The organism is Kitasatospora sp. NPDC057542 (assembly GCF_042801945.1).
Lineage (GTDB): Bacteria > Actinomycetota > Actinomycetes > Streptomycetales > Streptomycetaceae > Kitasatospora.
The window spans coordinates 1-12787 of sequence record NZ_JBHVFE010000249.1 but is presented as its reverse complement, the minus strand read 5'-3'; the positions used below and the strand labels follow the sequence as shown (position 1 = coordinate 12787).

Genomic DNA, 12787 nt, shown 5'->3' with positions numbered 1-12787 from the left:
GTGGCGATCACCGAGGCAGCACAGAAGCCGACGGCGACCATGACGACGATGCCCCGGGTGAGCCGCGCGAGGGGGTCGCCGGGGCCGCCCGAGCGCTCCGGCCGGGATCGATCGCCGTGGCTTCGGTCCGCGCTGTGTCCCAAGGGGAGCTCCCGGTAGACGACTCGACACGCCGCGCGCGGCGCGGGAGCCCGCTTCGCACCCGGCGCGCCCCCGTACGCCCGCACCACGAGCATAGTTTCCCGCCGGGAGGCGCCGTTGACGATCCATCACGGTTCGCCGGCTCAGCCCAGGGTGCGGCCGATCGTCCCCTCAAGGCTGTTGAGCAGGCCGCTGAGGGCCTCGGCGAGCCGGTCCTGCTCGGCGGGGGTGAGGCCGGCCAGCAGGGCGCGGTCGTAGGCGACGAGCTCCTGGATCAGGCCGTCCACCAGCGTCCGGCCCTCCTCGGTGAGCGCGAGGTGGGCGACCCGGCGGTCCCGGTCGTCGGTGCGGCGGCTGACCAGGCCGCGCTCCTCCAGCAGCCGCAGGCGCTTGGTGACGGCGGCGCCGGAGGCGAAGCTCTCCCGGGCCAGCTGGGTGGGGGTCAGCTCACGGTCGAGGCGGCGCAGGGCACCGAGGATGTCGAACTCGGCGCGGGTGAGGCCGGCCCGGGTGAGCGGGTCGGGGGTCTGCTGGAGCAGTGCGGCACAGCGGTTGATCCGGCCGAGGACGGCGATCGGACCGGTGTCCAGCCCCGGGTAGGCCCGTTCCCACTGGCGCAGCACACCTGCGACGACGTCCTCCACGTGTGCTGCTCCCGTTCTGCGGCCTGCCGATCGGCTTCGATCCTAGGCCGTGTCCGGCAGGTCCCCGCGGCCACGGCGCTCCAGCAGGGCGGCCAGCAGGTGATGGGCCTGCTGCTCGGTGGCGGTGGCGCGTTGGTGCGGGAGGGCGGGGCGGCGCCACTCGCCGGCGGCGGTGTCGGTGGCCTCGCGCAGTTCCAGCAGGGCGGCGGCGAGGCCGGTGCGGGCGGCGTGGGCCTCCCGGGCGCTCGCGGCAAAGACGGCGGCCAGCGCCCGGTGGCCGGCGGCCTCGGCTCCGGCCAGGGCGCGGGTCAGCCGGGCGGCGGTGCGGCGGTTGGTGACCAGCAGGCAGGCCGCGAGGCCGGTGAGCGCGCCGACGCAGGTGTCCAGCCAACGGTCGGCGACCAGCGCCCGGGCCGGCTGCGCGCCCGCGAACTCCGTCATCAGCAGCGCCAGCGGGGTGACGAAGACCGTCGCCAGCCAGTAGCTGCGGGCGATCGTCGCCTCCGCGCCGAACTGGCAGATCAGCCCGAGCCCGATCAGTGCCACCGGGCCCGAGTGCGCGAGCGGCAGCGCGGCGGTGAACAGCAGCAGGCCGAGCAGGTTGCCCAGCACCCGCTGCAGCGCGCGCTGCCAGGACAGGGTGCTGTTGGCCTGGAACACCGAGGCCGCCGTGACCACCGCCCAGTACGGTCGGCCGCCGCCGAGCGCCAACGAGAGCCACCCGGCGGCGGCGCAGCCGACCGCGACCCGCAGCGCGATCGGCAGCAGTGCCGAGCCGGGCCGCAGCGCCTGCCGGAACGGCGGCCGGGGGCCGGAACGGCGGGCGGCCGCCTGCGCCTCCGCCTCGGTCAGGTCGAGCGCCGGCAGCGGGCGGCCGCGCCGCAGGTCGCGGGCCCAGTCGAGGTACCGCACGGCGTCCTCGGGCCGGGCCGGTCCGGCCAGCGCGGCCTCCGCGCGCACCAGCAGCCGCTCGGGTGCGTCGCCGAGGGCGCGCCGCCGGGCCGGGGTGGAGAGGGCGAGGCCCTGCCGGGCCGCCTCGACCGCGCCGACCAGGGCGGTACGGGCGGCGCGGGCTGCGGCGCCCGGCCCGCCGGACTCGATCCGCAGCAGCCGGGCGGCGGCCTCCAGGGCGCGGGCGGTGGCGATCCGCTCCGGCCCGTACGGGCGCACCAGGGCGGGGGCCATGCAGACCAGCCAGGCCAGTGCGGCGCCGAGCGCGGTGAGTGCCAGGTGCGGCGGCACCTCGGCGAGCCGCTGCGGGACGAAGGCGCAGCCGGCGGAGGTGAAGGTGATGATCAGGCTGCCGGGCGGGCCGACCCGGGCGGCGTCGCAGAGCAGCTTGTGCAGCGCGGCGAGCACCGCCGCCACCGCGACCAGGACGGCAGCGTCGCGGGTCAGCGCCGCAGCGGTCAGGGCGGCGCCGGTGCTGAGCACGGTGCCGAACAGCACCCCGACCAGCATCCGGGCCCGGGCCCGGTACGGCAGGCCGTGCCCGTACAGCGCGCCCAGGCCGCCGGCCGAGGTGTAGAGGGCGAGGTCGAGCCGGCCGAGGCCGAGCAGGGTGAGGTTGAGCGCGCCGAGGGTGACCACGGCGCTGAGCGCGGGCTTGTGCCAGCCGTCCCCGGCCGGTCCGACCCGAAGTGCCTGGCGGAACTGGGCGGTTGTGACCATGCGTAAAAGGTTAGCAGGTAATTTACCCGTGAAACATATGCCCCGGACACCCCTGCCACAGGGGTTCCTGAAAAAAATCGCGGTCGGAGCGATGAGTTCTGCGGCGAACCCCGGTCTACCCCCATGACCGACTCGCACGACAGAAGGAGCACCCCATGAACACCCTGGTCTCCACCGACGGCACCGCCCTCGCCTGCTCCGTCACCGGCTCCGGCCCGGCGGTCGTCCTGGTCGACGGCGCACTGTGCCACCGCGGCATGGGACCGAGCGCCGCGATCGCCGAGCAACTGGCGGGGCACCACACCGTGTGGACCTACGACCGGCGCGGGCGCGGCGGCAGCGGTGACACCGGCCCCTTCGCGGTGGAGCGCGAAATCGAGGACCTGGCCGCCGTCATCGCGGCGGCGGGCGGCTCGGCCGCCGTCTTCGCCCACTCCTCCGGCGGCGCGCTCGCCCTGCGGGCCGCCGCCGCGGACATCGGCATCACCCGACTCGCCGTCTACGAGCCGCCGTTCAGCACCGAGGAGGGGCAGAGCGAGCGCTTCCGCCGGTACGTCGCCGAGCTGACGGCGGCACTCGCCGGGGAGCGCCGCGGGGACGCCGTCGCGGCCCTCATGGTCTACGCCGGGGCGCCGGCGGAGATGGTGGACGGGATGCGCGGCGCGCCGGTGTGGCCGCTGTTCGAGGCGGTCGCACCGACCCTGGCGTACGACGCGGCGGCGCTCGGCGACCGGACCGGCGCGGCCGTCCCGGCGGACCTGCTGGCCACGATCGCCGTACCGACCCTGGCCCTGGACGGCGGCGCCAGCCCGGAGTCGTTGCGGGCACCGGCCCACGCGGTGGCGGCGGCCGTGCCGGGCGCCGCGTACCGGACGCTGGATGGCCAGACCCACGAGGTGGCGGCCGAGGTGCTGGCGCCGGAGCTGCTGACGTTCTTCGCCTGACGCGCGTCCGGGGCACCGCCCGGTCTTCCGACGACCGCCGGCGGCGGTCTGCGCCCGCCGACGAGCGGGCGCCGAGCGGTTCGGCGACGGGACACGCCCGTCCGGCGATGGTCGACTCCCTGTTCGAGCAGAACGGACAAGGGTTCGACCGACGGCTGCCTGCGGGCTCCCGTCACCGGGCCCGCCCGCTCTCCCGCCGGTACGAATGGCCCCGCACGGCACACCTCGGCACACCCCCTCCTCATATGATCGGAGCGACATGCGCCATGCTTGGTGATGCAGAACACTGAACGGAACTTGCGCCGGACGGCCCACCCGCCGTACGGCCGAGAAGGAGGAAGCACGTGGACGACGTTCTGCGGCGCGCCGCACTCTTCGCGGCACTCGACGACGAACAGGCCGGCGAGCTGCGCGCTTCCATGACCGAGGTCACCCTCGCCCGTGGGGAGTCGCTGTTCCACGAGGGCGACCCGGGCGACCGGCTGTACGTCGTGGCGGAGGGCAAGGTCAAGCTGCACCGCGCATCGCCGGACGGCCGCGAGAACATGCTGGCCGTGCTCGGCCCCAGCGAGATGATCGGCGAGCTGTCGCTGTTCGACCCGGGCCCGCGCACCGCGACCGCCAGCGCGCTGACCGAGGTCAAGCTGCTGGGCCTCGGCCACGGTGACCTCCAGCCCTGGCTGCACGCCCGCCCCGAGGTCTCGATCGCGCTGCTGCGGGCCATCGCCCGCCGCCTGCGCCGCACCAACGACGTGATGTCCGACCTGGTCTTCTCCGACGTGCCCGGCCGCGTCGCCAAGGCCCTGCTGGACCTCTCCCGCCGGTTCGGCGTGCAGTCCGAGGAGGGCATCCACGTCGCCCACGACCTCACCCAGGAGGAGCTGGCCCAGCTGGTCGGCGCCTCCCGCGAGACGGTCAACAAGGCGCTCGCCGACTTCGCCGGCCGCGGCTGGCTGAAGCTGGAGGCCCGCGCGGTGGTCCTGCTGGACGTCGAGCGGCTGTCGCGCCGCTCGCGCTGACGCCCACCGACACGGAAGGGGCCCGTCCGATCCGGACGGGCCCCTCCGCGTTCACCGGCTCAGTCGGCGCCCGGAATCAGCCCGTGCTCCTCCAGGTAGTCCAGCTGGGCCCGCACCGACAGCTCGGCGGCCGGCCAGAGCGCCCGGTCCACGTCCGCGTAGACCCGGGCCACCACCTCCGACCCGTCCCGGCAGCCCGCCTCGACCGCGGTCTCCACCTGGGCGAGCCGGGCGGCCCGGTGGGCCAGGTAGAAGTCGACGGCGCCGAGCGCGTCCGCGAGCACCGGGCCGTGGCCCGGCAGCACGGTCCGTACGCCGTGCTGGGAGGCCATGGTGTGCAGCCGGCGCAGCGAGTCCAGGTAGTCGCCGAGCCGGCCGTCGGGATGCGCGACCATCGTCGTGCCGCGGCCGAGCACGGTGTCGCCGGTGAGCACCGCACCGTCGTCCGGCAGATGGAAGGTCAGCGAGTCGGAGGTGTGCCCCGGGGTGGCCACCACCCGCAGGTCCAGGCCGCCGACCTCCAGGCGCTGGCCGCCCACCAGGCCCTCCGAGCCCAGCCGGTGCGCCGGGTCCAGGGCCCGCACCTCGGTGCCGGTCAGCTCGGCGAAGCGGGCCGCGCCCTCGGAGTGGTCGGCGTGGCCGTGGGTGAGCAGGGTCAGCGCGATCCGCTTGCCCCGCTCCTGCGCGAGGTCGATCACCCGGCGCAGATGGCCCTCGTGCAGCGGGCCCGGGTCGATCACCACCGCGAGGTCGGAGCCGGGCTCGGAGAGCAGCCAGGTGTTGGTACCGTCCAGCGTCATCGGCGACGGGTTCGGCGCCAGCACGCACAGCGCCCGAGGGGTGGCCTCGCCGCCGACGACGGCGGCGGGGTCGCCCGGCAGCAGTCCGCTCACCGGCCACCTCCGCCGTCTCGATGCAGGGCCCGCAGCGGCAGCGCCCGGACGAGGGCGCGCTGCGCCACCTCGGCGAACGGGACCTGGCTGTCGCAGGCCGGGTCACGGGGAGTCAGGCGGCGGGCGGGCATCTCGGGCGCCGTCCGGCGAGCCACGTCGTTGTGGGTCATCGGGCGTCGGTCCTCTCTCTGCGTCGGTACGGGGAGGTCGGGTCGTGCGGGTCGTGCGGGTGGTCCCGGTCGGTGGAACGGTCAGGAGCCCTCGGGGAACTCCCCGTCGATGGTCAGCTCCTCATAACCGGGCCAGCGGACCGTCAGGCGGTCGCCGCGGACCTCGGCCCGGCCCAGGACCGGCGCCAGCGGACGGTCGACCGCCACGGCCAGGGCCTCGGCGACGGTCCGCACCGCCGACAGCTCGCGCAGCACCGTCACGGTCGGCGGCAGCATGCCGAACCGGCCCTCCCGGTGGCCCCGCACCGCCTCGGCAGGGGTCAGCCAGGCGACCCGGTCGGCCTCGCCGACCTCCAGGGCCGCGCGCTGGCCGGCCGGCAGCGCGGCGACGAAGAACCAGGTGTCGTAGCGCCGGTCCTCGAACTCCGGGGTGATCCAGCGGGCCCAGCCGCCCAGCAGGTCGCTGCGCAGCACCAGGCCGTGGTCCCGGAGGAACTCGGCGAGGGACAGCTCGTGCGCCTCCAGCGCGGCCCGCTCGGCGGACCAGTCGCGCGGCTCGGCGACGCTGTCGGCGTCCGGGCCGGCCAGCAGCACGCCGGCCTCCTCGAAGGTCTCGCGGACGGCCGCGCAGACCACCGCCCGCGCCGTCCGGGCGTCCACCCCGAGCCGCCGCGCCCACTCCTCGGGCGCCGGACCGGCCCAGCCCGGCTCGACCTCGGCGTCCCGCGGGTCCACCCCGCCGCCCGGGTAGGCGTACATCCCGGCCGCGAAGGCCATCGAGGCACGCCTGCGCAGCAGGTAGGCCTCCGGCCCCTCGGCGGCGTCGCGCAGCAGCACGACGGTCGCGGCGGGCCGGGGCACCGGCGGGGTCACCGCTCCGGATTCGACCGCCCGGATCCGGGCAGGCCAGCCGGGCGGCATCGGGAGCGTCGTCGCTCGATGGTCCATGCCCGGATGCTAGGGCGTGTCCGACAATTCCCGCCAGGCTCACGAATCGATCGGACACACCCCGGCAACACGGAGGCGGGGCCGGACGGACCGGGCCCCGCCTCCGCGATCGCACTCAGGCGGTCTTGATGCGCGCCTGGAGCTCGACCTCGACCGGGGAGTCCAGCGGCAGCACCGCGACGCCGACGGCGCTGCGGGCGTGCACGCCCGCGGCGCCCAGCACCTTGCCGAGCAGCTCGCTGGCGCCGTTGACGACGGCCGGGACGCCGATGAAGTCGGGGGCGGCGGCGACGAAGCCGACGACCTTGACGATCCGCTCGATCCGGTCGAGGTCCCCGATCACCGACTTCACGGCGGCCAGGGCGTTCAGCGCGCAGATCTGCGCGAGCTCCTTGGCCTCCTCCGCGGAGACCTCGGCGCCGACCTTTCCGGTCGTCGGCAGCTTGCCCTCGACCACCGGGAGCTGGCCGGAGGTGAACACGAGGTCGCCGGACAGCACGGCCGGCACGTACGCGGCGACCGGGGCGGCCACCGGCGGCAGGGTCAGACCCAGCTCGGCGAGCTTCTCCTCGACCTTGCTCATGCGCTCTTCTCCCGCTTGAAGTAGGCCACCAGCTGCTCCGGGTTCGGGCCGGGCACGACCTGGACGAGCTCCCAGCCGTCCTCGCCGAAGTTGTCCAGGATCTGCTTGGTGGCGTGCACCAGCAAGGGCGCCGTCATGTATTCCCACTTGGTCATGGCCAGACTCTAGACGAGCCGTCACGGTGATCCGCGCCGCCCGCCGCGAGGCGTGTGAGGTGGGGCACAAAGAGGGCATGATCCGGCCTGGCGGCCCAGGTGCCCCGGGCATCCGGTGCGCTCCCTGGTTACCCTCGCGAGAGGGCACCCTGGTGAGGGGCACCCTCGCCAGGAGGGGACGCCCGTAGGACGGAGACGGACGGAGACGGAGCGTGGCACGCACCCCCGGCCAGGCGGCCCGGCGCGACCCCGACTGGGAGGGCGTCCGGCTGCACGTGGTCAGCGGCAAGGGCGGCACCGGGAAGACCACCCTGGCCGCGGCACTGGCCCTGGCACTCGCCGCCGACGGCGGACGGGTGCTGCTGATCGAGGTCGAGGGCCGGCAGGGCATCGCCGAGCTGTTCGGGATCGCCGCACTCCCGTACGAGGAGCGCCGGATCGCCTCGGTCTCCCGCGCCCAACTGGGGCTGCCCTCCGGGCGTGGCGGGCCCGGCGAGGTGTTCGCGCTGGCGATCGACACCGAGCTGGCGCTGCTGGAGTACCTGGAGATGTTCTACAAGCTCGGCCGGGCCGGGAAGGCGCTCCAGAAGGTCGGCTTCGTCGACTTCGCCACCACCATCGCGCCGGGCGTGCGGGACGTCCTGCTCACCGGCAAGGCCTGCGAGGCGACCAGGCGCAAGGACCCGGACGGGCGGCGGCGCTACGACGCCGTGGTGATGGACGCCCCGCCGACCGGGCGGCTGACCCGGTTCCTGAACGTCAACGCCGAGGTCGCCGGGCTGGCCCGGATCGGCCCGATACACACCCAGGCGCAGGCCGTGATGCGGGTGCTGAAATCGCCGGAGACCGCGGTGCACCTGGTCACCCTGCTGGAGGAGATGCCGGTGCAGGAGACGGTCGACGGCATCGAGGAGCTGCGCGAGGCGAAGCTCCCGGTGGGCGGGGTGATGGTCAACCTGGTCCGGCCGCCGGTGCTGGACGCGGCGGCGGTGGCCGCGGTGGACGGGGACCACCGCGAGGAGGTCGCCCGGGCGCTCGGGGAGGCCGGGCTCGGCGGCCGCACACGCACTGCGGAGAAGGTCCGGGCGGCGGTGGAGCCGCTGCTCGACCCGTTGTTGGAACAGGCCAGGGAGCACGCCGAGCGGGTGGAGCTGGAGCGCGCGCAGCGCGCCGACATCCAGCAGCTGCGGCTCCCGACGTACGAACTGCCGCTGCTGGGCGAGGGCGTGGACCTCGGCGGGCTGTACCGGCTGGCGGGCGAACTGAAGCGGCAGGGGGCGGCATGACCACCAACGGCAGGGCCACCGACGGCACGGTGACCGACGGGGTCCGGAGCACCGGGCGGCGACTCGCGGTGGACGAGCTGATCGACGACCCGAAGACCAGGATCATCGTCTGCTGCGGCTCCGGCGGCGTCGGCAAGACCACCACCGCCGCGGCGCTCGGCCTGCGGGCGGCCGAGCGCGGCCGCAAGGTCGTGGTGCTGACCATCGACCCGGCCCGCCGGCTCGCCCAGTCGATGGGCCTGACCGAGCTCGACAACACCCCCCGGGTGGTCAAGGGGGTCGCCGGCATGGAGGGGGCGCCGCTCCGCGGCTCGGACGAGGACGGTGGTGGGAGCCGGGAGGGAGAGCTCCACGCCATGATGCTGGACATGAAGCGGACCTTCGACGAGGTCGTACTGGCCCACGCCGAGCCCGGACGCGCCAAGGCGATCATGGAGAACCCCTTCTACCAGTCCCTGTCGGCCGGCTTCGCGGGCACGCAGGAGTACATGGCGATGGAGAAGCTCGGGCAGCTGCGCGCCGCCGAGGAGTGGGACCTGATCGTCGTGGACACCCCGCCGTCCCGCTCGGCGCTGGACTTCCTGGACGCGCCCAACCGGCTCGGGTCCTTCCTGGACGGCCGGGTGATCCGGATCCTCACCGCCCCGGCCAAGGTCGGCGGGCGCAGCGCGATGCGCTTCCTGAACGCGGGAATGAGCCTGCTCACCGGCACCCTGGGCAAGATCTTCGGTGCCCAGCTACTCACCGACGTGCAGACCTTCGTCAGCGCGATGGACTCGATGTTCGGCGGTTTCCGGGAGCGCGCGGACCGCACGTACCAGCTGCTCAAGGCACCGGGCACGGCGTTCCTGGTGGTGGCCGCACCGGAGCGGGACGCGCTGCGCGAGGCGGCGTACTTCGTGGACCGGCTGGCCGCGGACCGGATGCCGCTGGCCGGGCTGGTGCTCAACCGGGTGCACGGCACGGGCGCGCCGCAGCTCACCGCGGAGCGGGCGCTGGCGGCCGCCGAGGCACTGGAGGAGAACGGCTCGGAGCACGCCTCGCCCGCGGCGGAGGTGCTCGCGGCCGGACTGCTGCGGCTGCACGCCGAGCGGATGCAGATCATGGGGCGCGAACGCCGAACCCGCGACCGCTTCGTCTCGGTGTACCCGGACGTGCCGATCGTGGAGGTGCCGGCGCTGCCGGGCGACGTGCACGACCTGGACGGACTGCGGGCGATCGGGGACCGGCTCAACGGTCCGGTGTAGCCCACGTCCGAGGGGCCGACCGGCCGGGCCGCACGGTGCGGCCGGGCTCAGCCCGCCTGGGCGTAGTCCGTCAGTATCACGCCGGTCGCGAGGGACTCCTCGTACTCGGTGCGCGCCATCTCCAGCAGCTTCCGCCACGAGATGACGGTCGGGCGGCGGCGCAGCAGCGCCCGGCGCTCGCGCTCCGTCATCCCGCCCCACACTCCGAACTCCACCCGGTTGTCCAGGGCGTCCGCAAGGCACTCCGTCCGGACGGGGCAGCCGCTGCACACCGCCTTCGCGCGGTTCTGTGCCGCCCCCTGGACGAACAGTTCGTCCGGATCACTCGTGCGGCAGGCGGCCTGCGCACTCCAGTCGTCAACCCAGCCCATGCCGGCGCCGTCCTCTCCCGTATCGAGGCTCCCCCACGGCGGCAACGGCATATTCACCGTTGCCAGTTGAGGACGTTACGGAAGAACGACAGCTTGCAACAGCCCCTTCGGGCTCAATCTCGAATGACCCGATTGGACTATGGGTGTCGATCAGCTCACTCGTTGGAGTGATCGCAGGTCGCGCGCCTTGCCAAAGGCAGAACGCCCACTCTTGCCACAGGCGCCATCACGGAGCGCAACCAATCACGCGGGCACAGCGGGCCCCAGCCGCCTCAAAACCCGGCCAACGACGGGCAATTCGGGCAAGTCTCCTCGCCCACAAGAGTGAATGATGTTGACGCACCGAAGCTGTCGCAAGCTTGTGACAAGCCTAGGCGAACACCTGCCCCCGTGTGCAGGATTCCGCAACGTAGGGTTCTCCCCATGGCACCGAAGCGCCCTCAGGCATCCCAGCCCCCAGGCAACACCGGAGCTCCGCGGGGCAGGACCGGCGGATCACCGTTGGAGCACGCCGGCAACGGCGTGAAGTTCCTGGGCGTCAGCGTGCTCTCCGGAGTCCTGCTGGCAGGGCTCGCTCTGCCCGCCGTCGGCGCCATCGGGCTGACCGCCAAGGACACGGCGGAGAGCTTCGACAACGTCCCCGACGACTTCAAGACCCCGCCGCTCACCCAGGCCACCCAGATCTTCGACGCCAAGGGCGGCCTCATCGCCAAGGTCTACGAGCGCGACCGCACCGTCATCACCGCCGACCAGATGTCACCGTTCATGCGGCACGCCCAGGTCGACATCGAGGACGCCCGCTTCTACGAGCACGGCGCCGTCGACCTCAAGGGCATCCTCCGCGCGATCGGCAAGAACGCGGAGAGCGGGACCACCTCCCAGGGCGCCTCGACGCTGACCCAGCAGTACGTCAAGAACGTCAACGTGGAGAAGGCCGGCGACGACCAGGCGGCCGTCCTGGAGGCCCAGCGCAAGACCCTGGGCCGCAAGATCCAGGAGCTCAAGGTCGCCATCAAGCTGGAGGAGGACCTGTCCAAGGACCAGATCCTCACCAACTACCTCAACATCACCTTCTACGGCCACCAGGCCTACGGGGTGGAGGCCGCCTCCCAGCGCTACTTCAGCAAGAGCAACAAGGACCTGACCATCGCCGAGGCCGCCACCCTGGCCGGCATGGTGCAGAACCCGTCGTCCTACGACCCGGTGCGCTACCCCGAGAACACGGTCAAGCGCCGCAACGTCGTGATCGACAAGATGCTGGAGAACAAGCACATCACCGCCGACCAGGCGAAGGAGGCGAAGGCCGCCCCGCTGGGTCTGAAGTACAAGGACCCGCAGAACGGCTGCATCACCGCCCAGGCCGGGATGGGCTTCTTCTGCGACTACGTGCGCCACGTGGTCAAGCAGGACCCGGCCTTCGGCAAGAGCGCCGACGAGCGCAAGAAGGTGTGGAACACCGGCGGTCTGAACATCTACACCACGCTGGACCCGGACAAGCAGGCCGCCGCCCAGAACGCCGTCACCAAGAAGGTCTTCGTGACCGACCCGGTCTCGGCGGCCGCGACCATGATGGAGCCGGGCACCGGCAAGATCCTGGCGATGGCCCAGACCCGCCCGTACGGCCTGGACCCGAACAAGAACCAGACCGTCGTCAACCTCAACGTGGACGCCGCGATGGGCGGCGGCAACGGCTTCCAGACCGGTTCGACCTTCAAGCCGATCCTGGCCGCGGCGGCGCTGGAATCGGGCATGCCGAACACCCAGGCGTTCCCGTCCGAGAACAAGATCGAGTACCCGCAGATGTCCACCTGCACGGGCACCTGGAAGAACACCGTCAAGCCCAAGGAGACGGTGAAGAACGAGCAGGACAGCGAGATCGGGCCGTACCAGCTGAAGGAGGCCATGGCCCGCTCGGTCAACACCTACTTCGTGCAGATGGAGCAGCAGGTCGGCCTCTGCGCGATGAAGCAGATGGCGAACAAGCTGGGCATCACCCAGTCCGCCAAGGGTGACCAGTTCCAGGAGGTGCCCTCGATGGTCCTCGGCACCCTGGAGCTCTCCCCGCTGACCATGGCGAACGTCTACGCGACCTTCGCCGCCCGCGGCAAGTACTGCACCCCGGTCGCGATCAACAAGATCACCACGGTGGACGGCAAGGACGTCCCGGTCCCGCAGTCCCAGTGCAGCCAGGCCTTCTCCGAGCAGACCGCGGACTCGCTCAACGCCGTCCTGCTGAACGTGACGGAGAAGGGCACCGCCGCCGCCCTGACCATGGACGACGGCCGCAAGATCGCGGGCAAGACCGGCACCACCGACGAGAAGAAGGCCGCCTGGTTCAGCGGCTACACCCCGTCGCTGGCCACCGCGGTCTGGCTCGGCGGCCCGGCCGGCGGCGTCAAGATGAAGAACATCACCATCGGCGGCAAGCCCTTCACCGAGGTGTTCGGCGCCGACGGCCCCGGTCCGATCTGGGCGATGGCGATGAACCAGGCGCTCAAGGGAACCCCGCTGGAGCCGATCCAGACCGCCAACATCCCGGACCCGCAGCCGCCCGTTCCCCCGGCGGCCAACCCGCCGGTCGACCCGAACGCCCAGCAGCCCGCCGGCACCCCGCCGCAGCAGGGCGGCAACCCCGGGCAGCCCGGCGGCCTGCCCGGCGGCCTGCCCGGCGGCCTGCCCGGCGGGTTCCCGTTCCCGCCCGGTCCCGGGAACGGG

13 protein-coding genes are annotated in these 12787 nt (G+C 73.3%); 5 read left to right on the top strand and 8 right to left on the bottom strand.

Annotated elements, in window-relative coordinates; all coding sequences use genetic code 11:
- Positions 1–284: 284 nt before the first annotated feature.
- Positions 285–785, bottom strand: coding sequence for a MarR family winged helix-turn-helix transcriptional regulator (locus ACFU7Y_RS27030; protein WP_224280129.1), 501 nt, complete (start codon positions 783–785; stop codon positions 285–287).
- A 42-nt stretch (positions 786–827) separates the two neighbouring features.
- The gene (locus ACFU7Y_RS27025; RefSeq protein ID WP_380769926.1) at positions 828–2456 is read right to left on the bottom strand and encodes an FUSC family protein; all 1629 of its coding nucleotides are present in this window, start codon (positions 2454–2456) and stop codon (positions 828–830) included.
- A gap of 155 nt (positions 2457–2611) precedes the next feature.
- On the opposite strand from ACFU7Y_RS27025, the gene ACFU7Y_RS27020 reads away from it, so the two are divergent.
- A complete protein-coding gene (locus tag ACFU7Y_RS27020) occupies positions 2612–3400 on the top strand; it encodes an alpha/beta fold hydrolase (protein ID WP_380769925.1) in 789 nt (262 codons plus the stop codon).
- Positions 3401–3744: 344 nt separating this feature from the next.
- Positions 3745–4419 carry a Crp/Fnr family transcriptional regulator gene (locus ACFU7Y_RS27015; protein ID WP_030288117.1) on the top strand — a complete coding sequence of 225 codons (675 nt, stop codon included), beginning with the start codon at positions 3745–3747 and terminating at the stop codon, positions 4417–4419.
- Positions 4420–4478: 59 nt separating this feature from the next.
- Here ACFU7Y_RS27015 and ACFU7Y_RS27010 read toward each other — a convergent pair whose 3' ends face one another.
- From ACFU7Y_RS27010 to ACFU7Y_RS26990, 5 genes are all read right to left on the bottom strand, one after another.
- A complete protein-coding gene (locus tag ACFU7Y_RS27010; RefSeq protein ID WP_380769924.1) occupies positions 4479–5312 on the bottom strand; it encodes an MBL fold metallo-hydrolase in 834 nt (277 codons plus the stop codon).
- A complete protein-coding gene (locus ACFU7Y_RS27005) occupies positions 5309–5482 on the bottom strand; it encodes a hypothetical protein (RefSeq protein WP_224284581.1) in 174 nt (57 codons plus the stop codon). The genes ACFU7Y_RS27010 and ACFU7Y_RS27005 overlap by 4 nt, the downstream gene beginning before the upstream one ends.
- Before the next feature lie 81 nt (positions 5483–5563).
- Entirely contained in the window at positions 5564–6430 is an 867-nt protein-coding gene (locus ACFU7Y_RS27000) for an NUDIX hydrolase (protein WP_380769923.1), read from the bottom strand.
- Between the two features lie 115 nt (positions 6431–6545).
- Positions 6546–7013, bottom strand: coding sequence for a RidA family protein (locus tag ACFU7Y_RS26995; RefSeq protein WP_224283742.1), 468 nt, complete (start codon positions 7011–7013; stop codon positions 6546–6548).
- A complete protein-coding gene (locus tag ACFU7Y_RS26990) occupies positions 7010–7168 on the bottom strand; it encodes a DUF4177 domain-containing protein (protein WP_158835332.1) in 159 nt (52 codons plus the stop codon). Before ACFU7Y_RS26990 ends, ACFU7Y_RS26995 begins: the two co-directional genes overlap by 4 nt.
- A 212-nt stretch (positions 7169–7380) precedes the next feature.
- Here ACFU7Y_RS26990 and ACFU7Y_RS26985 point away from each other — a divergent pair, with 212 nt between their 5' ends.
- Together ACFU7Y_RS26985 and ACFU7Y_RS26980 are read left to right on the top strand one after the other, a co-directional pair.
- Positions 7381–8454 (top strand): ArsA-related P-loop ATPase, encoded by a 1074-nt coding sequence (locus tag ACFU7Y_RS26985; protein ID WP_224283743.1) that lies wholly within the window; start codon positions 7381–7383, stop codon positions 8452–8454.
- A complete protein-coding gene (locus ACFU7Y_RS26980; RefSeq protein ID WP_380769921.1) occupies positions 8451–9701 on the top strand; it encodes an ArsA family ATPase in 1251 nt (416 codons plus the stop codon). The genes ACFU7Y_RS26985 and ACFU7Y_RS26980 overlap by 4 nt, the downstream gene beginning before the upstream one ends.
- A 47-nt stretch (positions 9702–9748) precedes the next feature.
- On the opposite strand, the gene ACFU7Y_RS26975 is transcribed toward ACFU7Y_RS26980, so the two are convergent.
- A complete protein-coding gene (locus ACFU7Y_RS26975; protein ID WP_380769920.1) occupies positions 9749–10072 on the bottom strand; it encodes a WhiB family transcriptional regulator in 324 nt (107 codons plus the stop codon).
- Between the two features lie 501 nt (positions 10073–10573).
- Here ACFU7Y_RS26975 and ACFU7Y_RS26970 point away from each other — a divergent pair.
- Positions 10574–12787: transglycosylase domain-containing protein (locus tag ACFU7Y_RS26970; RefSeq protein ID WP_380769919.1), on the top strand; the 2214-nt coding region annotated here is incomplete at its 3' end.